20 protein-coding genes and 7 pseudogenes are annotated in these 24395 nt (G+C 39.8%); 16 read left to right on the top strand and 11 right to left on the bottom strand.

Annotated features, from left to right (window positions below; genetic code table 11):
- A pseudogene (locus WIW72_RS13175) lies at window positions 1-436 on the top strand (hypothetical protein); the annotation flags it as partial.
- 888 nt (window positions 437-1324) lie between these two features.
- Here the strand turns inward: WIW72_RS13175 and WIW72_RS13170 are convergent.
- Both WIW72_RS13170 and WIW72_RS13305 read right to left on the bottom strand, forming a co-directional pair.
- Window positions 1325-2419: pseudogene (locus WIW72_RS13170) on the bottom strand (transposase).
- A gap of 418 nt (window positions 2420-2837) precedes the next feature.
- On the bottom strand, window positions 2838-2966 hold the full coding sequence (locus WIW72_RS13305; protein WP_443295090.1) for a zinc-ribbon domain-containing protein: 129 nt from the start codon (window positions 2964-2966) through the stop codon (window positions 2838-2840).
- Window positions 2967-3260: 294 nt separating this feature from the next.
- On the opposite strand from WIW72_RS13305, the gene WIW72_RS13165 reads away from it, so the two are divergent.
- The 6 genes from WIW72_RS13165 to WIW72_RS13140 all read left to right on the top strand — a co-directional run bounded on the left by WIW72_RS13165 (window position 3261) and on the right by WIW72_RS13140 (window position 7817).
- Window positions 3261-4529 carry a zinc ribbon domain-containing protein gene (locus tag WIW72_RS13165; RefSeq protein WP_337699137.1) on the top strand — a complete coding sequence of 423 codons (1269 nt, stop codon included), beginning with the start codon at window positions 3261-3263 and terminating at the stop codon, window positions 4527-4529.
- Window positions 4530-4797: 268 nt separating this feature from the next.
- Entirely contained in the window at window positions 4798-5160 is a 363-nt protein-coding gene (locus tag WIW72_RS13160) for a hypothetical protein (RefSeq protein ID WP_337721510.1), read from the top strand.
- A gap of 259 nt (window positions 5161-5419) precedes the next feature.
- Window positions 5420-6157: a hypothetical protein gene (locus WIW72_RS13155; RefSeq protein ID WP_337721509.1), complete on the top strand. Its 738-nt coding sequence runs from the start codon at window positions 5420-5422 to the stop codon at window positions 6155-6157.
- The gene (locus WIW72_RS13150; RefSeq protein ID WP_337721508.1) at window positions 6157-6789 is read left to right on the top strand and encodes an ATP-binding cassette domain-containing protein; all 633 of its coding nucleotides are present in this window, start codon (window positions 6157-6159) and stop codon (window positions 6787-6789) included. Before WIW72_RS13155 ends, WIW72_RS13150 begins: the two co-directional genes overlap by 1 nt.
- A 222-nt stretch (window positions 6790-7011) precedes the next feature.
- Window positions 7012-7530 carry a hypothetical protein gene (locus WIW72_RS13145; protein WP_337721507.1) on the top strand — a complete coding sequence of 173 codons (519 nt, stop codon included), beginning with the start codon at window positions 7012-7014 and terminating at the stop codon, window positions 7528-7530.
- Complete coding sequence (locus tag WIW72_RS13140; RefSeq protein WP_337720085.1) at window positions 7521-7817, top strand: transcriptional regulator; 297 nt, start codon at window positions 7521-7523, stop codon at window positions 7815-7817. The genes WIW72_RS13145 and WIW72_RS13140 overlap by 10 nt, the downstream gene beginning before the upstream one ends.
- Before the next feature lie 167 nt (window positions 7818-7984).
- Here the strand turns inward: WIW72_RS13140 and WIW72_RS13135 are convergent, their stop codons facing one another.
- The 4 genes from WIW72_RS13135 to WIW72_RS13120 form a co-directional block, all read right to left on the bottom strand.
- Window positions 7985-9130: a hypothetical protein gene (locus WIW72_RS13135; RefSeq protein WP_337721506.1), complete on the bottom strand. Its 1146-nt coding sequence runs from the start codon at window positions 9128-9130 to the stop codon at window positions 7985-7987.
- A gap of 38 nt (window positions 9131-9168) precedes the next feature.
- The gene (locus WIW72_RS13130) at window positions 9169-9723 is read right to left on the bottom strand and encodes a hypothetical protein (protein WP_337721505.1); all 555 of its coding nucleotides are present in this window, start codon (window positions 9721-9723) and stop codon (window positions 9169-9171) included.
- Window positions 9724-10212: 489 nt separating this feature from the next.
- Window positions 10213-11670: an ABC transporter permease subunit gene (locus tag WIW72_RS13125; protein WP_337721504.1), complete on the bottom strand. Its 1458-nt coding sequence runs from the start codon at window positions 11668-11670 to the stop codon at window positions 10213-10215.
- Between the two features lies 1 nt (window position 11671).
- Complete coding sequence (locus WIW72_RS13120) at window positions 11672-12574, bottom strand: ABC transporter ATP-binding protein (RefSeq protein ID WP_337721511.1); 903 nt, start codon at window positions 12572-12574, stop codon at window positions 11672-11674.
- A 722-nt stretch (window positions 12575-13296) separates the two neighbouring features.
- On the opposite strand from WIW72_RS13120, the gene WIW72_RS13115 reads away from it, so the two are divergent.
- The 3 genes and pseudogenes from WIW72_RS13115 (at window position 13297) to WIW72_RS13105 (ending at window position 14896) form a co-directional block, all read left to right on the top strand.
- A complete protein-coding gene (locus WIW72_RS13115; protein ID WP_337721503.1) occupies window positions 13297-13521 on the top strand; it encodes a type II toxin-antitoxin system CcdA family antitoxin in 225 nt (74 codons plus the stop codon).
- A gap of 2 nt (window positions 13522-13523) precedes the next feature.
- Window positions 13524-13911, top strand: a pseudogene (locus WIW72_RS13110) (type II toxin-antitoxin system VapC family toxin).
- Between the two features lie 337 nt (window positions 13912-14248).
- Window positions 14249-14896: a metallophosphoesterase family protein gene (locus WIW72_RS13105; RefSeq protein ID WP_337721502.1), complete on the top strand. Its 648-nt coding sequence runs from the start codon at window positions 14249-14251 to the stop codon at window positions 14894-14896.
- A gap of 138 nt (window positions 14897-15034) precedes the next feature.
- Here the strand turns inward: WIW72_RS13105 and WIW72_RS13100 are convergent.
- The 3 genes and pseudogenes from WIW72_RS13100 to WIW72_RS13090 all read right to left on the bottom strand — a co-directional run.
- Window positions 15035-15748, bottom strand: a pseudogene (locus WIW72_RS13100) (transposase); the annotation flags it as partial.
- 154 nt (window positions 15749-15902) lie between these two features.
- Window positions 15903-16970 carry a transposase gene (locus WIW72_RS13095; RefSeq protein ID WP_337721501.1) on the bottom strand — a complete coding sequence of 356 codons (1068 nt, stop codon included), beginning with the start codon at window positions 16968-16970 and terminating at the stop codon, window positions 15903-15905.
- Window positions 16971-17086: 116 nt separating this feature from the next.
- Window positions 17087-17512 (bottom strand): annotated as a pseudogene (locus tag WIW72_RS13090) (IS701 family transposase); the annotation flags it as partial.
- Window positions 17513-17670: 158 nt separating this feature from the next.
- Here WIW72_RS13090 and WIW72_RS13085 point away from each other — a divergent pair.
- Together WIW72_RS13085 and WIW72_RS13080 are read left to right on the top strand one after the other, a co-directional pair.
- Window positions 17671-17907 carry a hypothetical protein gene (locus WIW72_RS13085; RefSeq protein WP_337721500.1) on the top strand — a complete coding sequence of 79 codons (237 nt, stop codon included), beginning with the start codon at window positions 17671-17673 and terminating at the stop codon, window positions 17905-17907.
- Between the two features lie 135 nt (window positions 17908-18042).
- Window positions 18043-18540 (top strand): hypothetical protein, encoded by a 498-nt coding sequence (locus tag WIW72_RS13080; RefSeq protein WP_337721499.1) that lies wholly within the window; start codon window positions 18043-18045, stop codon window positions 18538-18540.
- Here the strand turns inward: WIW72_RS13080 and WIW72_RS13075 are convergent.
- The gene (locus tag WIW72_RS13075) at window positions 18530-18772 is read right to left on the bottom strand and encodes an antibiotic biosynthesis monooxygenase family protein (RefSeq protein ID WP_337721498.1); all 243 of its coding nucleotides are present in this window, start codon (window positions 18770-18772) and stop codon (window positions 18530-18532) included. The genes WIW72_RS13080 and WIW72_RS13075 overlap by 11 nt on opposite strands.
- 13 nt (window positions 18773-18785) lie before the next feature.
- Window positions 18786-19352 (bottom strand): annotated as a pseudogene (locus tag WIW72_RS13070) (Rieske iron-sulfur protein SoxL2); the annotation flags it as partial.
- Between the two features lie 39 nt (window positions 19353-19391).
- Between WIW72_RS13070 and WIW72_RS13065 the strand changes: the two are divergent.
- The 4 genes and pseudogenes from WIW72_RS13065 to WIW72_RS13050 form a co-directional block, all read left to right on the top strand.
- Window positions 19392-19706 (top strand): annotated as a pseudogene (locus tag WIW72_RS13065) (IS1 family transposase); the annotation flags it as partial.
- A 191-nt stretch (window positions 19707-19897) separates the two neighbouring features.
- A complete protein-coding gene (locus WIW72_RS13060; RefSeq protein ID WP_337721497.1) occupies window positions 19898-20635 on the top strand; it encodes a CorA family divalent cation transporter in 738 nt (245 codons plus the stop codon).
- A gap of 828 nt (window positions 20636-21463) precedes the next feature.
- Entirely contained in the window at window positions 21464-22030 is a 567-nt protein-coding gene (locus WIW72_RS13055) for a hypothetical protein (protein ID WP_337721496.1), read from the top strand.
- A gap of 189 nt (window positions 22031-22219) precedes the next feature.
- Entirely contained in the window at window positions 22220-24298 is a 2079-nt protein-coding gene (locus WIW72_RS13050) for a thermopsin family protease (RefSeq protein ID WP_337721495.1), read from the top strand.
- The last annotated feature ends 97 nt before the right edge of the window (window positions 24299-24395 follow it).

Raw genomic sequence — 24395 nt, 5'->3', positions numbered from 1 at the left:
TCACCTCCAAGTAATACCTCCCGTGCTCACCCTAAAAAAGTATTATCATCAACGTTCTCCTAATAAAGCACAAACAATTCAAATAATTCATTTTAGATTAACAAAATTGTTGTCCACACTCTGTTACGTGTACACAAAGCTGGGAGTTTACCTCATTTTGGGGGATAGGGATGAGAGTACTTTCCGTGAGGTCAAAAAGTATTTGCCTGAAGAGGGTAGATGGGTGAGCGATGATTATAACTTGTACTTCCGGTTGAAAGACCACACGGTAGTCTCGCCAGTTAACCCGAACGAGTCCTTTCATTCCTCATTAAGGGATAGGCTAATTAGATTCAAGAGGGCAACGAAGGCAGTAAATAGGAGCATTCGTAGCATGATGTACTCCATAGCCCTAGTCTTATGGGAGAGAAGGTTAATCCCAGAATTTGTAGCTTAATGACGACACTATCAACGAGTACAATGAGGGAATCACTTGTAAAAATTCTTGAATTTCATCGTATTAAAAGTATTAATTAAGAGTATCAAGAGAATTAATTTCGTGTATTATATGCTTTCTCTTCATAGTGAAACCGTGGATATAATATATTACAATGGAAATTAATGTTTATTATCACTACATAGTTCATGATAAATACTTAGGTATGACTAGAATCCGTTTTTGACACACAAAATTAGTGTTTATAAGTGGTCATTTTCCTACCTTCCTTCTACTAAATATGTAGAGGATAAGGAATAAACGCCTTTTTTAGCTACTTCTTCGTATCGAGTCCAAATTAGTCATCATATAGGTAAGTTTATATATAGCCAAATTATAATTAATATGTAAAAAATATACAATAATAATATAATTTTAATGGAGTTCACTGATGTAAGCTGTTATAACCCTTATTATAACCAGATTCCGTTTGATAGAAGCTTGATAGCAGATGAGAAAAATGTATTGAGTAAATACCATTCCGAATAAATTTACTATCTGGGAAAAACTAGGCAGAAACGCCAAAGCTTAATCGATAAGAGACCGTAAGATAAACATTTGGCTTAACGTAACATTAGTCCTTAAATTAAGAAACACTTACATTACGATAATACATTACCGCAAGTTCCCTATCATCTTTAACTTTACTATAACTATTAAATTAAGATTTAATAAAGAAAAAGTAGAAATAGTAGACTTAATAATTAATTATTATTATTAGAACAAAATTATTATCTAGATTTTACATTAGCTTTATTATACATTAGGACTATCTCTACACCTCCAATTTGGTATTTAGTTATGATGCGTTAGCTAATAGAGTAACTTATGTACAGCAGTTATGGGACTTTAACGTAACTTAAAGATTTTCATCAGCCCCGGCGGTCCACCTAAATAACGTTCAACGAACCTGAGGAACGCCTCCACGCTCCTCAGGTTAAGAGCCCCCACCAGCTCCCTGACGACGTTGATCATGATGGTGAAGACCGTGAGGTAACCCTGAAGCCTCTCTCTCCTCCAGAACGAAGAGTCCTCCAGTCCAAGGGCCTTGACGTCCCTGTGGAGCTCCTCGATCTCCCACCTCATTTTCCATGCCTCCTTGATCTCCTCCTCGCTGAGCGAGAGATCGGTCGTGTAGAGATACCTAGCTTGTGTCCCGGAGTCATTTTTATATTCCCGGACTAGCAATTTCACCGTAATCACTCGGTCTCCCAGGGTCAGGTCGGCGTAGTAGACTCCGGGGGGTAGGTCTCCCACTCGGAGGTGTCCCTCCACCTCCTCGAGGGTCCCCCGGGCCGACTCGACCCTGAGCTTGGTTGGACTTGAGCTCAGACACCACGTTGTCCTTCACGAGCTTCTCTGACCAGTACCACGAGTCGAAGACTACCCTGGACACGCGGAAGTACCCCTTGAGCACGTCCAACATCTCCCTGGCCAAGTCGATCTTGGTCTTGAACCCGTTGACCATCCCCAAGTCCAACATCTTCCTCACGGCGTAGGGGAAGGCTCCTACCATGAACGTCCTGCCCGTGGAGAGGTCCACTATGGCGACCGTGAGGAGCTTGACCCTCTCGAACCTCCGGTGGGTGTGGCAGTAGATCCAGTAGTTCCCGTGGGGGCTCACGTCCTTCCCGGAGCGTTGTGGTCCACGGTGTCGTCTATGATGACAACAACCTCACCCTTCACCAGCCCCGACAGGACCTTTAAGTAGTCCCTCCACGCGTCTTCGAGTTCTCCCAACGCCTCTAGCAGGTTTGCGTAGTCCAACCCGAACGTCTCAGCCGCGTTCCTCACGCTGGCCCTACCACCTAGCAGGGTCATGAGGACTAGTGCTAGTCCTACCCTCCTGCTCCTCCCGTTCCTTCTCACTATGCCCAGAACTTGGTTGACCGCCTTGACCAACTTCTCCTTAGCTAACTCGATTTGTCCTTTTCCGTTTGACATCTTTTCAGTATGAAGACGTCTAAAATTAAAAACTTCTCGCTAATACCGACTTCTTGGTATTACCTCCCTAAGATTCCCATAACTGCTGTTATGTAGTCAATCCCAAAATACCAATTAACTTAATAACGGTTTTTCACAAACACATAAAAATAAGAGTAAGAGCCTTCAGGTCCTTAATTATTTGTTTCTAAAGGAGCCTATTATGCGTTGAGTATTACAGCAACAACTGGAATAATATGGCTAACTAAAGGAGGGGCTGGTGAAGTCTGAGCGGATGTTGTCTGAGTTATTGGGCTAGTCAATGTTGTTTCCGATGTAATGGGTATGATAGTCCTAGAAGGGAAAGCTAATTTCTCTTGCAAATAATCAAGATAGAGTACTATACCTCCTCCTACTGTAACTAAGGCTGCTCCTAGTCCTATGATAAAATAACGTCTGGTAGGATTTCGTGGCGGAGGCTAACCATCTTAAGGGGAAATCCACATCTTAGACAATAATTTACATTATCTGGATTAGCATATCCGCACCTTTTACAATATATAACCATTTAAGTTCGTTTCTATTCTAAAGTTATAGACTATAAAAATATTACTCCTTAAAGGGAGGCGTTAATCGATCTAAATTAAGTTTAAGTCCATGAAAAAGTGCTCGTAGGAATAGATTAGGTTTTCCTTACGAGTCTAACTAATTTATTTTCGAATTAATTTCTTAAAAATTCAAAGTTAAATTCTCTTTTATCTTTTCAAGAATTTTACAATAAACTATTTATTTCAAGGGAAAACATTCTCTAAATGTTTTTGTGCACAAAGTTTATTAAATGTAGTTTAGTAAGCCGTATAATATGACTAAAGTATGTCCTAGGTGTGGATATCCTAATCCAGATAATGTAGATTATTGTGTAAGGTGCGGATACCAATTAACACCAGTAATTACAAATTATAATAAAAAAGGGAGTAAGGTACCAGCAATAATAGGGATTCTAGTGATAGTGGTTATTGCCGTAGGAGTATTCGGCTACTTTTTCCTACCATATAAGGGTGTTCCAGTAATCAATTTACATAGAGGTCCAGTAATCAATAACTTCTTACCACCAACTACGACCTCAACGACCATTAGCTATACCTCATCTATTACGTATTATCCCTTGTCACCGAGTGAAGAGCATCTATTCCTTGGCCTAGCTACGGTGTTAGGTAAGAGCTATAAGATTGTTGTATACAACGGCTCTTCATCGGAGGGTCAACTAATATTCGGCACGGAGTATAATGAGCCGTTTATAAACTACTCTTACGTTTATTTCATAGAAAATGAAAGCTACATACAATTATTTTCTCCATATAGTAGTTACTGGAGCAATGTATCTTACCATAACTGGGTGTTACAAATTGTCCCAGCTAAACCTTTGTCAGCAGCAGCTTTAATACTCAACACCACTGGGTTAAATTACACTGGTGGTAATTACACAGTAGTTATGGTAGGTACTTTCACTGAGGGGAACTCCTATTTAGGTAAATACGGGTTTCCAGATTACCCCGCAGATGGATATACTGTGATGATGTTTGTTACACCAGTGCATAATTGGGTTAACGGTTCCACATATTATACCTCTGAATTACGGAACGTTGGGATGCAGTCTTGGCCCGAGAAGACCTCCGGGGAGATATTTTATCCTTATTCTTCAACACCATATATAGTCGTGCAATGGGAACCCTATTGGTACGCTTTAAGTTATTATTACTCGAATACTGGAGAATTTAACGTATGGGTAGTTTACCCCTCACCTAATGGTACTGTCACTGAAAACAATATTAAACTGCTAGTAGGAGGCGGTGGTAACGGGTTCATACAAGGGTTACAGAAGGGCGATTTAATAATGATGACCGTCACTTACGATGGGTACGATAATACGATATACGCTAAAGTCGTGGACTTAAACACCTCGAGTGTGATAACACTCGACTTACCTCTGTACAACAATTTCACGACACCCCACGATGGCGGTTATTGGGCCGAGGTAAACGCGGGCACCGGTGGTTCTTATTGGAACTGGGGGTTGTTGTATCTTAGTGTGCTGAATAATTTATATGTCACAACAGTTAATCAAAGTTAATCCTTTTTCTTTTTATTCACTTATTAAACTTAAAATAATATTGTTAACAGATTTTCGCACTCGTATTCAGGTTTAATTCCCACCTCTTTCCGGCTAGTTAGGGTGATAACCAATTAACATCAAGAATCGTTTTACTTTAACAAAGTTAAACTACTTATGACTGATTATTTAGAAAATATAGTCCTAATTTCAAATTGTGAAAGTTAAGGAGAAACAGTCTCTTTTGATTTAGAGTAAAATTTCCTAATCTAATTTTAGAACTTCTATAATGAAATTATTATCTATTCTTCAAAAAACTATCTCTATACCTCCAAATTGGGTATTTAGTCATGGTGCCTTAGCTAATAGAGTAACTTATGTAGTCAATCCCAAAATACCAATTATAGCAACTTATATGATTCCCAATCCTAACGGTCAAGGAGGTTGTCAAGGCGACGTTCAAGCTATAATTATTGGAAACCAAGTAGTTTTTGAACCGAGTATCTATGGCTTCTCATCTTGTCTCGATGGTAATGACTACTCAGCCTTACAAGCTGAAGGGTTAGACTTGTCTTTTTTAGGTTATCCATATTATATCAATGGTGGCGGTTGTATTTCCGGGTCTGTATCTTGCCCCTCTTTCTCACTGTGATCCTTATTTTCTTGGTACCTCCACCATTTTTATAATGCCTGCTAATAGTTTGGTAAGGAGTTTTCAAACTAGGTCATAATCTCCTCACCAGCGACCTAGTGTTATCGGATTAATTTTGGTTTGATTTTCTATAGTAATTATTACCATCAACTTTGATCACCTTTTACTACATTAGTAAACCACGATTAAAAAGAATTTGTTTAGTTAATAGTTTTTAACTTAATCCATCGTTTTTATTACCATTCACGGAATTTAAATTATGGAATTAGAGAAATCTATGATAAAGAGGTTTTTGTTCTCTGCAACTGCAATATCTTATTTACTCGGAATGATGTTACTGGACTCATTAGGACTTTATTTTGCACTAAATAGTATTAAAAACATAAATGCAGGAATAATATGGTACAGTGTTGCGATATTACTGTTGGTAGCTAGTCTGTCTACAGGTTTTAGCATTACTGTAGTCTACCAGTCCTCTGCATTAGCATACTTCATGAGATTTAGTAAACTTAGAATGTCTAACTACATCCTGAGTTTGTTCATAGGTTCGCTCGTCTCAGCAGTCACGTACTCGGTAATTTTCGCAGCACTCATTACACCGTTAATAACTAAACTAACACTTAACCATTTTTACGAAATTATCAGGGTCGATAATATTCTACCTTTTATAGCCTCAACTTTAATCTCAAGTCTCTTCATCTTATCCTTGACCTTCACGATTACCGCAACACTACTGGTTAAGGTTGGGGCTAAAGCGTCCAACTACGCTTACTACATCTTCTTTTTATTGTTAGCAATTTCAGAACTCTCGCCTTCAGCCTCATCATCACTTAACCCCTTTTACGAAGCTGAAAATATAATTTCGTACTCCCTCATCCACGACACCATAAGCCTTTACTCCGTTGAAGTAGCATCACTGGCAATAGTCTTACTGTTACTAGGGAATTTGATTTTGAAGAAGATTAAAGCACTAAGACTGGAGGAGGTGGTGTGGTAATGTTGGAGATCAAAGGTTTATCTGTCGTTTTTGAGGATTTTACGGTCTTAAGAAACATTAACTTAAAACTAGACAATCAATTGTGTGTAATATTAGGTCCTAATGGTTCCGGGAAAACTACATTGTTAAGAGCTATATCTGGGATAATCCCATACAAGGGTTCAATTAAGATAAACGGCAAGGAGGTCAGGAGTGCTAAGGGAGTTTTAGAGTACTCCACAAACCTTCAAGAGGTGTACACCATAGGTAATTCCGTATGGGATACTGCGAAGATAATAGCGGAGATTAAGGGTGGGGATTTGAAAGAGTTCACAAACATCTTGGACTACCTAAACGTAGACAGAAAGGTGATACACAAGCCAATGTATAAGATGTCTAGTGGGCAGAGGAGTTTAGTATCGTTAGCACTAGCGCTTTTTACAAGGCCTCAAATAGTCACTATTGATGAGCCTGTAGAGAATGTCGACGTGAATAAGAGGGATAAGGTGATATCGTTATTACGTGAAAAGGTAAACGAGGGTATAATTGTGACACAGCAGAAGGAGCTAATCAAGATGTTACATGATAATAAGAAGGAAGTGATGGTTTATACGATAGTTAACGGTGAGCTTGTTGAAGGTGATAAAATGTAATAGGAAAGCGAGGGGAAAAGATGTATATATAGCATGCTGGGTTGGTTGCTGGTTTAGTTGTTGGACTTCGAGTGAAGTTAAAAAACCTTAACCTTAGTCTAAGTTTAAAATGTCCGATGAGAAAATTAAGTATGAGGTGAAAGAATTATCACCAGCAAGGAGATAGATATTCAAAAGTCCCTAGAAATAAGTCAGAACATTTATCATCGCGTTATGCTTAACGTGGCAAAGATAGTATTAGATTTTATAGGGCTTGGAAGTCTTACTACTTTCTTACTCACAAGCCTTGTCTCAAACCCTCTCACTTTTAACATCAGCATACTATTATTTTCTACAATATACGTGTTTATCTCTTTAAGGATGAGTAGGTTTGTGTACCCGTATGTCAAGACACTAAACTCTCATAGGTTAATAGTCAGAAAGTTTCCCTTCATAGTTAAGCTGACTTACGCAGTTTCTCTTTTAGTACTTTACGTCCTATTTCTACTCTCTTTTTACATCCCCGTCTTGTCTAATTTCCCAGCTTTCCTTGTAGGTGTATACATATCTTTCATCGGAAGGCAGTTAATCGCTACAATAAGGTTCTTGAAAGAGGAATCCTTAGAATACGTTCTAGTTGCGTCGTATATCCTTTCAGGGGCAGCTATTATAATATCTCCTTTCCACATGATAGCCCTCTTAATTCCCCCAATCTTAACTTTTTTGTACAGATTGTTAAGGAGGGTTGAGGAATGGAGTTAGAGAAATTAATAAAACTGTTGAAGGATAATAAGGAGTTAAATGAAGGAGTTAGATTAGGGATTCTGCTGGGTCTTTATTATACTAGGTCTGCATGGTTTAAGGAATTGTTAGACGCCACAAGGCTAAATAAGGGTGAACTGTATCAGCACCTTAAGATCTTGCATAAAAGTGGATATGTGGAGATGAAATATATCCCTACAGTTGAGGGTAAGAGGTTGAGGGTTTTTATAACTAAAAAGGGAGATGAATTAATAAGACAAGTATTAGAATTATTAAGAGAAAAGTAATCTTGTTGCTTGTAGAGTCGTCCACCTTCCCAGACTGCTGAGAAAAGTAGATACTCCTTAAGTTACGATCTTTTGACGTAAAGGGTTTCCTATACGAATTTAGGAATAAGCTTATGGGTTGAAAAGTATTCAAGAGACTGTAGAAAAAATAAGGAGGGAAGGTAGTCTCATCTCCTTCTTAACAGGACAAATATGCCGAAAACTACTACAACTACTATTATACCGACAATTATAGGTAAGGTCGGAAAGCCTTGTGGTTTAGTCGATGTAGATGTCGATGATATTACTGATGTTGCTGTCGTGGTGGTAGTGATTGGCAAGGATGTCGTTGTTGTTGTAGTTGTTGTCGTGTTAGTAGTGGATGGCGAGATAGTAGTAGTCGTTGTTATCGTCGTATTTGTTTCAGATTGTGTAGTTGTTGTCGTCATTGTTGTTGTGGTCGTAGTATTTACAGGTTGCTGTACCGTAACGTTAACCATTTTGCTTACAGAGGCAGAGCCGAACGCATTGCTAACTATAGCTGTAACATTATAAATCCCGCTTGAATTTACGGTATAGTACGCATCCTCCCCAATACTGTAGACTCCCACAAGACTTCCGTTTACTAGAAACTTTACGTTATAAACCCCTATTAATGTCGAATTTGGATAAAATGCTGAGATAACGATAGTAGAGGATCCAATCCCCTCAATTGTATAGACCTCTAGTCTAGGCGGCGAGGGTTTTGTGAACGGTATGGTCATGAAAGACGGAGTCATGCTTAAAATTCCGCTCGTTTTCGAAAAGGTCGTAATATATGACACAATTTTGTAGTAACTTGGATACACTAGGATTCCTATGGGGGTTATTATCTGACCAATTGAGCTAGTAGGTGTTGAATACGTAGTGTATTTTATCCATTTACCTTGAATATTGACATAAGTATAAGCTGTGAAGCTAAGTAATATGGTACCGGTTACTGTTGATGCAGATAGACCGGTTACTGTTGCTGATGCAGATAGAACGAATAAAGTCGAGTTACCGAATAATTCTACATATTTAATGTTAGGGGTTACACTTATGTTTATGTTTCCTATCTGCTCTCCTAAGTAGTTATACACTACTATACTATCGTTGCTGTAAAGGACTACAAACTCGGAATTTGAGGAATTCATCACCGGTGTCGCAACTATAAAATCAGTTATGTTTTTGATAATTTCTCCGTTAGTAGTGTTTATTACAAGGATTTCATTCCCCAAGAGTTCACTCCCCACACCGCCGTTCGTTATTCCTTCTAAACTTACTGCGTCCTTACCTAAAGCTAAGGGAATCAAGGGCGTGAAGTTCTCTATTTTTAGGTTTATAACACTCCCTATTTTCCATTATAAATACTTACAATTGTGCTATTTCCTATTGCATAAGTGTAAACACCGTTACTTATCACTTGCCAATAGCTTACATTTGACGCAATTGTACTAACGTTAAACGCTTCTCCGTTAAATGTGATGAGGTAAAGTGATACGTTTTTGAACAACAAGGGTAGTTGAAAGAGGCTGAAGAGCGAAGAAAGACTAGCGTTAGAAAGGGTGATGTTATGAGAAGTTCCTAATGCGAATAGGACTACTTTACCGTTTACTACTCCACCACTAATACTGGTAATTCCAAAGGGCAAGTCGAACATTTTACCAGAATAATTGATGAAAGATTCCGGTTTAAGCGAAATTAAGAAACCCTCGTTGGTGACGCTATATACTCCGGTTAGGTTAGTAAAGGGAATAAGGTAATGTCCTTGATAATAAATTGCTGAGGTTAACTGTGGGGCAACCATGGAAAAACTGATGTTTGTGGATTGTATTTGCGAATTAGCAGTAACTGGTAACATTAGGATGGTAAGTAGTAATATAAAAGGGAGAAACTCCTTTTTCATGAGATGGTTAATGAGTTTCGATTATATAAAGTTATTCATAAGATAAAGCTGACTAAGCTAGAATGAAGTTATAATGTAATTTTAACTTCTGTACTTAAAGTGTTGACCCGGGGTGTAACTTTCGCAGCTCCGCTGCGAATTAAGGGGTCAAAAGGTCATATATCGGGGGAGATTGAGGGGAACACCACTAATTATGGAATTTGAAACGCACATCGGCGGTCGAGTATTTCGAGTATAAACATCACATTACTAATCGTAAAGGTAATGTAAGAAGGGGGACTGGTATAGTGACATCTGCAAGCTGATTTTTTAAAGAAGTTCGTAGTTGTAACGTGTATATCATAAATTACTGGATAGGTGAGGAAAAAGTTATGGCAAAAAAGTGTAAATCTATTCGAAAATTAGAATTTCAGAGGATCTTAGTTGGTAGATTTTCTACGAATTCTTCTACTCTATTAAACCTCTCAGATAAGGCATTTTATTGATTTATCAAATGTCCTCTTTTTTAAAGGCTACATACCCTATGATCGCTGGTACCGTTACCCATAAAGCAGCGGAGACCACACTACCTAACAGGCTTAATGGTTGGACAGGTGTTAATATCTGTGGTTGGAGCGTTATTAATATCTGATCGTTAATATAATTTTCTAGCACTAATGGTGGTACATAAACGAGCCAAGGCATACTAGGGAAGGATGACGCCGAAAAGACAATTGCCAGTAGAACGAGGTAGAGTGATATAGGTATAGCTAATGCTAACTTACTCTGCCTGGTCAATCCGCCAGACATATAAGTCAGACTTACGTAAGCCGACAAGTTAGAGAATGTTCCTAGCGTTTCCATGATGATAGTGTAACTTGGTATAAGTATCCCAGTGATAAGTAAAATGACCAGTGCAGCGACAGCGTTGAAAATGATAGATGAGACGAGAACGGTCAGTAGATTCGCCATAAAACGGTTAAAATATAAAATGCCCTTAGTAACAGGTCTAGCTAACAGGAATTCTAGAGTGCCGTTGCTTCTAGGGTCAGCAAACATCGAATAAGCTAAGTATATGGCTATAAAGGGGAAGAGCAAGGAGTAAAACACTAATGGATTAGGATAGTTATAAAGTACGTTATACCATAGATCAGTATGCGGGTACACAGCAGAAATATACGTATCTATTGATGTAGGTGAACCTGGTAAATAGTACTCAACCACGACATAATTAGTCCCGTTAGGTATATTGAGACTTACTATCTCGGGCTTGAAAGCACTGACGTTAACAACTTTCTTGATCGGTAAAGGAGAGTTAACGTTAAATTGAGAAATATTATGAAAGAACCCTAATTCGAGTGTTAAGTTGTCAGGGGATAGTATTATCAGATTGTCGCCAAACTCTTGTAAAATTGCGATACCGCTCTCACTGCTTTTAGAAAAGATTAATGGGAGATTCACATTCAATTTCCACAACTCGCTCGAACTAATTATTGGGATTACCCCATAGTTTACGCCCGATGACAGTGCACCGTAACCGGTACCAGAATACTGTGGAACACTACTCCAAAACCTGGTGAGGCCGTTATATTCTACTTCTACTACGATGTTTGGAGTGCTTTCCGACGTGTTTAGAGGTAACGGATATCCAATATCTATATTAAATGTGCCTTGGTTATTTGTAACGGTGCTGTTCACCACTTCTCCGTCGTGCATGACCAGGACTTTAGCGTCTGGTAAAGGTTCACCTTGGTTATTAAATACTATACCGGTAATGAACGAGTTTTTAACACTATGATAACAGAGGGCTAGTAAATTTAAGTTCTCGTAATCTGAGGGGCCAATCCCACTTATATGGTGTAGGTATAAGCCCACACCTATACCTGCTATGACAAAAAAGGCCAACGTTATTAATGCTACGGGCTTAAGCAAGCTCCTCTTAAAGTCATAAAGGAGCGTGGAAGCCATTTTACCCACCTCGTTCATTTATTATTTTGAAAAAGAATTCCTCTAAACTACCCTTTAACCAATCAATTTCTACGACCTGATACTTTGAAAGTGCTGAGGACACTTGAGGTATATCACCCTTACAGTCTTTGATTATGATCACATTGCCGTTATTGGTCACCTGACCGAACTTACTTGCTTCAGCTAGCGCCTCAGGTTTGAAGTCTCCCAAAACCACCTTTAAGTCCCTCGTCCTTACACTTTTCTTTATTTCTTCAATACTCATTTCTTTGAGTATCTTTCCTTTGTGAATGAACACTACTCTATCAGCAATGGCCTCGACCTCAGATAATATATGAGAGGAGAAAAGTACAGCCTTCCCCTCTTTTTTCATCTTAAGCGCCAAATCCCTGAAGAACTGTATCCCTTGAGGGTCTAAACCGTTAAGTACCTCGTCAAAGATGAAATTTTTTGGATCAGATATGAGGGAAACAGCAAGTGCAAACCTCTTTTTCATTCCTTGGGAATAGTTCTTGAGCTTGTCCTTCTCCCTACCTGATAACCCGAGCTCTTCAAACAGTCTCTTTCCTAACTCCCTAGCTTCACTACTCCCTATACCGTAATATCCCGCTATGTAGACGAAATAGTCAAGAGCACTTGCATCTAATTCAAATATCGGTAGTTCTGGTACCCAACCTACTCGTTTTGAAGCGTTCCTCTTGTCTTTTGTTATACTAATACCGTCTATAAACACATCGCCCGAGTTGGGTTCTAATACTCCTACAATAACCCTGATGGCCGTCGTCTTCCCTGCACCGTTCAGACCAACGAATCCAATGATTTCCCCATCATTTACTGTGAAAGTGACGTCGTCGAGAACTTTTCTTCTGCCAAAATACTTTGTAATTCTCTCTACTTTAATCATTGTTTTTTCCATCGTAAGGTTTTATTTCTACAATTTAAAGTTATTGCTAACACCCTTATAATGTCTAGAAGTGTGTCGCATTCGCACTGTGTTAACCCATAGCGTGACTTTTCCTTAACTTTTAATTGCTTCTAATTCCGCCATGTGGTACACCTCTTTAGGGAATAACTCCAAGTATTGCGAGAAGGACAGAAATGGGGGAGAAGAAAGGGGATGGAAATAGCAGTTATAGAACCAAGGAAGTCAGCAATACCCCAGAGGTATAAGTAGATTCCAAGTTAGACATGGAACTGACACGGCGTTAGGTATTAAGGATAAAGATGAAGTTGAGGTCGAGTCGTTCGGAGAGAGATTGAGGTACGAGCTTAACGGTTACAGAAAATATAAGGAAGGATTATGTGTTCACGTATATTCGTCTTCGGTGGATATTAGAGGCGGAAATTTGAATACGGTCACGGTCTTAATTTAAACCTTCTTGTTAGCGATCAAATAACAGACCTATGTAGAAGTACTCAGTCCTTGGAAAGTTTTTTACACTCGATATCAAAAATCCTCTCTCCAGCCCTTACGTTCCTTTCACGTTGAAATAACGTAGATATTATTTTTAAAACGACAGTATGATTACCAGATGCATTATGGTCCTTCAGGGAGGAGTGAAAACCGTCATTGGATGCTTGCGTCGGAGAGATCAGAATATATACCAGTTTTGCGTATACAATAATATGTCAGACGTGATAAGTGTAAGAGTCAAAAAAGGATTAAAGGAAAAGGCAGAGGAGTTGGGGATAAATATTAGGGATGTGGTCGAAAAAGCTCTAGAAAAAGCCATAGAAGAAAAAGAGAAGGAGGAGTTGAAAAAGGTAGCAAGCGACATTAAACAACTAATGAAAGACGTAAGCGAAGAAGAATGGGTCGAGGCTATAAGGAGAAGTAGAGATGAAAGGTAAAGATGGAAGGCTATTTGCTTGATGCATCTGTCATATACCCTTTGTTAAATTACATAGATAAGGTTGACGTAAAAAAGGTCTACATTCTAGACCTCACTTTTTATGAAGTAGGAAATGCAATATGGAAGGATTATAGGATCCATAAGAAGATTAAAGACCCCTTTATATTAGCTAAACTCTTTCATGAATTACTTAGGAAGTTTAACGTTTTAGGAGATTTACCAATGCAAGAGGTAATGAGGGTCGCCGTAGAGAGGGGTTTAACATATTATGACGCATCTTACGTTTTCGCGGCTATTAGCAGAGGTTTGACGTTGGTTTCTAACGATAAAGACTTGTTGGAAAAAGGGCAGTGCGATATCCTTTAAAGAATTCATTAAGACACTTTAAAGGACAATCCTTTTGTCCTCGACGCTACGCCCTTGAGTGTTTCAAAGGCTAACATACCGTAATGTTGAAGTCCTATTTTAACCGTCCAATTTTGAGGCACCACTTAAGACTTAAAAGGGAGAATTCCGATTATTACCTCGTGGCGTTTATTTATCACTTTTAAAGCTCCAAGAGAATAAATTCGCGTGTGAACTTGCGAATGACGTTGAAATTAATGTTACTGAAAGGTTCACGTTATCTATCAGTGAGATAAATTCGACGAATCACCAAAGCACGCTATTGCAAAAAACTTAAATGCCTCAATCTTTTTAACTCCCCAACTAAAATCTTAAGATAAATGATATTATTTATAAGCGACCTACATAAGAGCCTCGATAGTAGAGAGGAAATGGATTCGGTTAAATGGCTATTAGATATCTTAGATGAGCTAAAACCAGATTACTTAATCGGGGCTGGTGATTGGGGAGAAGGGATGTCAGTAGCTGATTTTTCCGATATTCTCTCGAGGACTAAATTAATAGCAGTTTACGGTAATCATGAGAATTTCTCGATAGTGAAGAACTTCTCGATTAGAGATGGTCAAATAATGAGTGTTGGAGACATGAAGGTCACGGGGATTAACGGCCTAATAGGGGACGACGAGAATTACGGAATACCTCCTAATAAGTTCCTAAAAATAATAAGTAGGTTAAGAGACAAAAATGTAGACGTACTAATTACTCACCAACCTCCCTACCTCCCCGAAATATACCCTAAAATGAGATACAATGAGGCTGCGGAATTGATGCTACAAGCCTTAGAACAGATCAAACCTAAGCTCCACCTTAACGGTCACATGACTGACGGTTGTTACTCCTATTACGAATTCGAATGGGGTAAATACCTCAGAGTAGATAGCTCATCCAAATTCAGATGCTACGCGATAATTGATAAGGACGTAATAGTCTATCAGAGAGGAGAGGAAGTCTTCAATTTCAGTCTATAATTCCTAAATTGTAACGAGTTTTTATCTCGATCCTATTTATCTGTAAAATTAAAATGAGGAGATAAACACCTTTACCCTTCACATACGTCCTCCAATGAATTGTATCAAGATTTATCTCATAACAGCAGTTATGGGACTTTAACGTAACTTAAAGATTTTCATCAGCCCCGGCGGTCCACCTAAATAACGTTCAACGAACCTGAGGAACGCCTCCACACTCCTAAGGTTAAGTGCCCCCACCAGCTCCCTGACAACATTGGTCATGATGGTGAAGATCGTGAGGTAACCCTGAAGCCTCTCTCTCCTCCAGAACGAAGAGTCCTCCAGTCCAAGGGCCTTGGCGTCCCTGTGAAGCTTCTCGATCTCCCACCTCATCCTCCATGCCTCCTCGATCTCCTCCTCGCTGAGCGAGAGATCGGTCGTGTAGAGGTATCTGACGTGTGTCCCGGAGTCACCTTTATATTCTTGGACTAACAGTTTTACCGTAATCACTTGGGCTCCCAAGGTTAGGTCGGCGTAGTAGACTCCGGGGGGTAGGTCTCCCACTCGGAGGTGTCCCTCCACCTCCTCGAGGGTCCCCCGGGCCGACTCGACCCTGAGTAGCCTCCGGTTGGACTTGAGCTCAGACACCACGTTGTCCTTCACGAGCTTCTCCGACCAGTACCACGAGTCGAAGACTACCCTGGACACGCGGAAGTACCCCTTGAGCACGTCCAATATCTCCCTGGCCATCTCGATCTTGGTCTTGAACTCGGTGACCATCCCCAAATCCAACATCTTCCTCACGACGTAGGGGAAGGCTCCCACCATGAACGCCCTGCCCGTCAGTATGGGAATCTCGTTTATTGCAAGATAAACTAAAACTTAGAATAAATTGAATTTAACTCAATTAATTTACAACAAAATATCATATATTTCGGGCTATTGTAGCTAATAAATAATATTTTTCTTGAATATACTAGAGATATACAATTTATTTAACATGAATAATAAGGGAAGCATAGAATCAGCTGGACTTAAGGGAAAAACACTTCCGTGATAACACCCTACCCCTTTGATCCCTTGAGCTACGCGACACCTCAAGCCCTTCCAAGAGCGATTCACAAAACTCCCACAACCTAACCCTCCTCCAAGAACGAACCAAAAACCAAATATTAACCAAGAGATAAGATAAAAGAATAAGGACCAACTCCTTCCTAACATCACAAGTCCTACTCCTAACCCTAAACTCCTCCAGAGAACGAAAAGCATTCTCAACACCCCACCTCACCCTATACATCTCAGCCAAAACAACAGCCCCTTGAACATCAACCTCACCCCTAACCAAAAACCCTATAACACCACCATCATCCCTCTTAAGCATAACTAGACAAGCACCAGAATAATGCCTAACACACAAGAAACCAACATACCTCACCCCAGCGTAATAAACATCAACCGGACTTAACATCCCCAAATACTTCTCATACATCTGAGCCTTAGCAGCTATGACAAAGTCCAAACCCATATCCAAGAGAAACTTAACCACCTCATTAACAGCAAACTCCCTATCTGCAAAGACCATAACAAGCCTAAGCCCCTCGCTGTCCAACTCCTCCATGAGAACTTGCATTACCTTCTTGAAGTCCTCGGCTATTTTCTTCGTTGTTATTGGTAAGACGTCTAAGAAGGCCCTTTTCCTCCCCAATAGGTAGATTACTATTTGGGCTAATCCCCAACTAGTCCCCTTATTTGGCCTTATCCTGCTCAATAATCTTTTATCCTTGTGGTATTGTGGTATTGCGTGGAAGTCTATGGCTACCCTTCTGTCCCTCGTCTCCCTTAACACTTTCTTTCCCAATTCCTTGATCGCTTTTCTCACGTCTTCAACATTGATGCGGTTCAAGGTTCTCAAGGCTTTTCTTCCCTCGTTTCCTAGTCTGCTCAAGTAACTCCCCCTAGCCTTAAGTAAGGCCCTTAGCAGTTGTTCGAGCTCATTAGGGAAAAGTATTTGAGCTAGTAGTGTGTAAATTAATTTGAGGGCGGACCTAACGAAGCCCCTATTAGCTTGCTTAACACCTTTTGTCTTGGGCATATAATTAGGTCCGCCCTCGTTTATACAAACTTTTCTACGAAAAATCTTATTCTTTCGACTTTTTATGTATTTTATTCATCTCATTTTTTACGCTAAAAAAGAGATTCCCATACTGCCGTGGAGAGGTCTACTATGGCGACCGTGAGGAGCTGCACGCCCCTCTCGAACCTCCCGTGGGCGTGGCAGTAGATCCAGTAGTTTCCGTGGGGGCTCACGTCCTTTCCTCTGGAGTACTCCTTGTGGTCCACGGTGTCGTCTATGATGACAACAACCTCACCCTTCACCAGCCCCGACAGGAACTTCAAGTAGTCCCTCCACGCGTCTTCGAGTTCTCCCAACGCCTCCAGCAGGTTTGCGTAGTCCAACCCGAACGTCTCAGCAGCGTTCTTCACGCTGGCCCTACCGCCTAGCAGGGTCATGAGGGCTAGTGCTAGTCCTACCCTCCTGCTCCTCTCGTTCCTCCTCACTATGCCCAGGACTTGGTTCACTGCCTTGACCAACTTCTCCTTAGCTAACTCGATTTGTCCTTTTCCGTTTGACATCTTTTCAGTATGAAGACGTCTAAAATTAAAAACTTCTCGCTAATACCGACTTCTTGGTATTACCTCCCTAAGATTCCCATAACTGCTGCTATATAGATGTTTCCCTCGACTAGTCCCAATGGGTGAATGTGTATGATCCCTTAAGAGGGATGCCCGTGGTGGAATTAGAAGTAATTGAAAGTAAGGAAAGTTACGCCACGGGTAAACACCTTATAAAAGTCAGCCTTATTACACTTATTAATATTGACTCCGAAATTACATCAGATCACATGGATACATATGGAAAATTAATTCTTCCGTTCATATTTGGGAAGACAAGTGGTATTACAATGGCAAGAATACATAGAAAAACAACCGGAGAGCGATGGCTTAGAAAGTTATGGAAGTCACAATGAGTTGAAGAAAGGCCTTTAGTCTTCAGCTCAGTTGTTAAAGCAAGATTTCGGGCTGAATCCTTTTTCACGTTGATAGAAATCTTTTTATATTTGTTGGTACCAACTATTGGGAAAAAGAGCTAAGAGGTGTAAACTATGGGTATTCAAAGGATTAAAGTATACAGCGGGATAACCTTGACATCACTGGGCGCTTCGTTATTGAACTTACCTCTCTTCGTCTTAGGTTTATTAGTAATGATGACGAGTAGGAAAGCGTTTAACCCCATGGAAAAGGACTCGATATATAGGCCGGAAACTCGGAGAGATACGGCTATAATTCTCTTTATTTTAGCACTATTGGAGGGAATTACGGGTTGGGGAGCTGGACTCCATACCTCAACTATTATAAACAAGTTAACTTTTGGGCTGTTAACTAGAGAGGTTAGTTTTGAACTCCACGTGATTCTAAATGTTCCTCTTTCCTTTTTCTTTATATTACATTCACTTTCTGGTCTGGGAAGCTTGCTCTTTAGGAAGGGGATAAAAAATAAGGTAGTATATAATCTGCTATTACCACTATTTATGCTAGCTTTGTTCTCTGTTGCCTTCTATTTAGACGCTCTGTATTTTCCTGGATTTTTGACTACGCGTTAACCTCTTGAAACACCTTATGGTGAGGCCTACCCTCAATTATAGTCTTACCGTAATTTGCTGTGTTTCTATAAGCCTCGCTTGTTACGAAATTCCTAAATGCGTCTAAGCTCTCCCATTCGCTATAGATCAAATATTCGGAAGGGTCATCAACACTCTTTTCCCACGGTATTAAGAATATTCCGACTCCACTTATTACTGCTGGGGGTAAGTAAACCTCAAAGACTTGGCTCATAGTCACAGGTACTACTGGTGCTATCCCATTCTAAGACTTTAGTAGGTAAAGGTCTGACTGTTGGTCCAGTTAGGACAGCCGCACCGTGATAGGGATCATAGGTTGAGCCGTGACAGTCACAATGTATTATTGCCGGGACTTTAGCGCTTTGTGCAGCCTGAACAGCTTGCACGGTTAATTTGTCAGGTTCCGGTGCGGTAACTTGTGATATGTTAACGTATTTTGGAGGGTAGAAATGAATGCATGGCGGTGTACAGCCCAAGTGTTGGCAGATCGCACTGTAAGCAACTATGAATTTATTAGGGCCTACCCCGCCTGGGAACTGGTACTTATCACAAGTTTGAGGAACTACAACGGTAGTAGGTGGTACTTCTACCAGGTTCCCGTTCTCGTCACCCAAATTCGATAAGAAGTTGATCTCGTTTTGTAATGGGTAAGGGAAGATCATGATTATGGGACTATTGACCGGCAACGTAGAGGCTTTAATGGGATTACCAGATGAGTCTAGGATCAGAGTCTTAGGGAATCCGGAAACACTTTGAACTGGAGGGATTAAAACTCTTAATCCCGGAACAATCCCAGCTACTGTTGTAACGGCGACACCAATTAAGATCCCCTTTGTTACGTGTACACGAAGCTGGGAGTTTACCTCATTTTGGGGGATAGGGATGAGAGTACTTTCCTTTAGGTCAAAAAGTATTTGCCCGAAGAGGGTAGATGGGTGAGCGATGATTATAACTTGTACTTCTGGTTAAAAGACCACACGGTTGTCTAGCTAGTTAACCCGAATGAGTCCTTTCATTCCTCATTAAGGGATAGGCTAATCAGATTCAAGAGAGCAACGAAGGCAGTAAATAGGAGCATTCGCAGCATGAAGTACTCCATAGCCCTAGTCTTATGGGAGAGAAGGTTAATCCCAGAACTTGTAGCTTAACGACGACACTATCTCAATACTGATAGTGCAGTTATTAGCATAATATTATTAAGTGTACTTTCTTTGTGACGAGGACGAGGTATTATAAAATGTTAAAAATGAGGAAATAAAAATAGCTCGGTAACTACATTATGCTCACACTCCCATATCTTGTAGATTAGCTTATTACCTTTAACTCATTTTCTCTATTTATGAAGTGCGAAATCCGATATGATGAAGATATTTCGAAACTTCCGCTGGATGACTTAAATGTTTACAGAGTTGTTTACATGGGACAAAACGTCTACGTCAGAATAGACATCAACGGAAAGTCCACATATTTTTCATTGATTGACGGTAAAGTAACAATACACAGCAAGGAGTTATTCAACATGATTAAGGACTCCGACTTCGATAACTGCGAGTTGACTACTATAATAGACGTAATCCTAGACGAGGTGGTCTACTACCTTGGTGTAAAGAGGACGGAACTCTTCCGCAAGTTTGACCAACTCTTCGAGAGGATAACCGAGGGTCAAGTAAAAAACGTAGGAGAGGTAAAAGACCTGAGGAAAGAGATACAAACTCTGTACTCTGACTCGTCCTCACTATTTTACGTCGCTAAAAAGCTCTCTAAGTTCGTGAGTAAGGACACACTGGACAACGTGGCGTTTGCCTATGAGAGATCTGAGATCCTCATAACTAGGTCAGCTGACTTATATAACATATACCTGACGGAGGTACAAAACGAGTTAAACATAATAATAAAGAAACTTACTTCTATCTCCTTTATATTCCTACCGATTACAGCAATTGCTAGTATATACGCCGTCTCTTATTCGTCTTTGCCTTCATCACTGGACTCAATTGATACGGTGTACTTTCTAACTCCACTAATCGTACTAGGTATAATGCTGACGTTGTATTTAAAGAAAATAAATTGGTTGTAGACAACTAGTGCAGGTCCGGTTCCACTGAGCTAGACATACTCAGTTTTATTAAGGAGTTTTAATTAGGTCTGATAGTCCTTCGAAAAATTCTAACACGCATAGTATCTGTCACTTCTTCTCTCTAGTTAGAGAGGGGCTTGAAAATCGCCGTGACATAGAGGACACTTGACCAATTCCTATTGATCTGCTCTTGTACAAATAAGCTGTGGTTTACCTTCTGTTTACTAAATACGTAGAATATAGGCTATTTTCTACTTAAAATTATCAACCTGAAATGTGATGAAACAGAGAAAACTTTATATACGTGGAATTTTGTGAAAATTTGTAATTTTTTTTCTTTAAAGAAAAATAAATGAATTATTATTAAGCCATCTCTATTGTGGGGAGCACTCGTATTTAATGAAGCTTCAGTTATATGCATTATGACATTAGATTCTAAGAATTAAGGTCTTTTCAATAAATTAAGAGGCTTAATAAACGTTTTTACCCTGTGCCTACGGGATTAGAAATAGAGGCTCATATTAATTTAATCAGCCAAATTAGAGCTGAATACTCTAAATGACCTATACCGGTGTCTTATCCCTAATAGTACTATTTACGCTCGAGGACTGTTGTGGATTAATTTCTGAAAACATAGAGCCTCATATCAATCCAGATATCGGGTGATAGGGACTAAGCCTATATTTAGCCGTAGAATAATAACTATATTTTAGCTCCTATGCACAAAATTTATTCTATTTCGGTCACATGATTTTTATATAATTAGGAAAAGATTTAAATAGGAATAATGACGAAAATTCAAGGATAGGTTATGGAAAAAAATACCAAATGGATAATGTAGACGTAAACTCCCTTCACGATAAAATAGTTAGTGAACTGCAAAACCAAGGTTTCGAGATCCATAGGGATGAACCTAGGGATAATGGATTTAAGATATTCGTAAGAAGGGGAGAAGAACACGGAGAAGTGGAAGTCTTTAACGATTGGGGGACTGTGAGGTTGATTACACACGGTAGGTTAGAGTGGGAGTTAATGAATATCGTTGAACCCTTAATACAACAGCCAAGCCAGCAAACCCTAACAGCTTACACTCAACCCCGCCCTATGATGCCCCAACAACCAGTCACTCAACCACCGATGCCTCAAACTCAGATGCCCCGCCCCATGACACCTCCCACACAACCGTCAATGCCCCAACAACCTTTTATGCCTCAACAACCCACAGCTCCAACGGCTTTTCAACAGCCGGCAATGCAAGAGCACCAGCAATTATTAAACGCTCTTATGCTGAGCGGTTATCAAATAGAAGTGAACACTGTTAACGGGCAAATATTCTTTATAAGGGGTAGGAAAGGGAACTATGTAATAGATATTGAAGGTAGACCTCAACCCTGATTTTTCTTATTGATCCTATTAATTACTAGAGTTTAACCAGTCATGGAAATTTTTACTAGAGTAAAGCAATTTTGTCAAAAATCGGGCTACTTTATCCTTAATTAGTGGAAATAGTTAGACTTACTTTCATTCCAGTTGTTTAAGAAAAAATTTAAATACGGGTAAGGGTTACTATCAGCTAGATATTTTATGTGGGTAAAGAGAGTAAGTTATATTATCCTGGTATCACTTCTGATACTCGAACTAGTCCCCGTCATCAGCTACGCATTATCTTCCACTACCCAAAGTGTCATAACCACTTCGTTTAACGTAAGAAACCCTAATTACCCAGTGGTACTAGTTGTAGGAGGAGAGGGGAAGAATATAAAGCTAGATATTTCCGGCTCTGGAAATACTTATACTATCTCTGTAAATCCCGGAGTATACTATCTTTACCTTCAAGGAGGGAGTTACCAGATTACGGCTTATAATGCTTCTCTGTTGAGAGTTATACCCTTACCTAGGGATCAGGGTGTTGTTGATTACGGGATAGGGAAGAACTTCCAACCTTATGTTCTGAAGTTTTACACTGTTTACGGTTCAATAAGTTATTATAATCTAAAGGCTGAAGAGTATCCAACAGATCTAGGTAGTTGGGAACCGGTCATTGCCCTACAACAAAACGTTGTTTTACAAGTCCTAACTACTAACGGAGTGCAAGAATACTGGGTACAGAACGTACTTCATATAGATACGCAAAACTATACTGGCAATATGGAAGTAAATGTGTGGAACTTTACAACATATAATGCCATCATGAACTCAAATGAACTGTATTTTACTCAAGGAAAAGTAAGACCGGATGTTTACATTTACCTACAACCCTCCTTTAGCTTTTATGTTAGCAACGGTACCACGGTAGTCACTACTGTAAATAACTCCCAAAGCGGGGTCACAATAATGTTCGGTATCATGAACAGTAGCGGTACGTTTTACTACGATAACCTGACTATTAAAGTCCCCGGTTTCGTTACGTCTTACTTCTTGGTTGATGGAGAGAATAAAACTGGGAACGGTTTATATTACGACGCGGAACTTAACTCAGGGGGGATATTCGGGCATTCAGCTGTCTTCACTAGCGGTACAGCAGTCTTAAGTGTTAAGTACCGGTTAGTAAACGGTACAATAATATCACCACCTAACTTCTTCCCCTATTCATTAGACACTGGGGAAAGGGCTTTAGGGATTGAAGTATCTCCCATTAACGGTCAAGCGTTAATAGAGCCGGGCAATATCTCCGAGTCTATAAAGAACTTCGGTGCACAAGAACTCCAACTATCTCCTTCAACTACGACTACCCCAACTCAATCTACCCCTAATCAATATGAGGAGTACACATTATTCCTCTTTAATAACACGTTAGTGAGCGGGAACGGAGTGGTTTATGACCCAAATATTTGGCCCGTTGGAATACTGTATGACCCGTATAACGGCCTTGTGTATGTTGCAGACTACGGTAATAATCAAATAACCGTGATAAACCCAACTACTATGAGTGTTGTTGACACTATTGATGTAAGTGGTGGCCCTATTAGGATGGCATTAGACCCCATTAATCATTTAATATATGTCACATTATCCTCTTCTAACCAAGTAGCAGTACTCAATCCGAGTACTAACGCTATTGTTGATTATATGCCAGTCGGTTCGAGCCCTATAGGTATAATATATGCTGAAGGGTTAATCTACGTAGCTAATTCTGGTGAAACTACGATATCTGTGATTAACCCCAACACTGACCAAGTAATTAACACGATAAGCACTTCCGGCATTCCAATAAGGTTAGCTTTTGACCCCGTGAACGGCATGATTTATGCAACAACCAATAAAGGTGTGGTTGTTATAAACCCGAAAACAGACTCGCAAGTAACTACTATATCACTACCCTTCTCACTAGGGGTTGCTGTAGACCCTAGCACGGGCTACGTTTATGTTGCCGTAGCGTCTAGGGATTATGTTGCTGTTATAAACCCAAGTACGAACACTGTAGTTAACGAAATAGTGACTGGTAGCAGTCCTACAAACATTAAGATCGGGGGCAATTTGATGTTTGTTGTAAACCGCGGTAGTGATACTCTAACAATTATAAACCTTACTAATGATGACGTCGTAGCGATTATGCCCGTAGGAAATTATCCTCAAGGGGACTGTATTGTAGGTAATTCAATTTACGTAGCTAATTCAAAGAGCAGCTCTATCTCTATCGAGTGTGGACAACAATTTTGTTAATCTAAAATGAATTATTTGAATTGTTTGTGCTTTATTAGGAGAACGTTGATGATAATACTTTTTTAGGGTGAGCACGGGAGGTATTACTTGGAGGTGA

Origin of the sequence: Stygiolobus sp. CP859M (genome assembly GCF_037389975.1) — an archaeon.
GTDB lineage: Archaea > Thermoproteota > Thermoprotei_A > Sulfolobales > Sulfolobaceae > Stygiolobus.
This window is presented reverse-complemented; position numbering and strand designations above follow the sequence as displayed.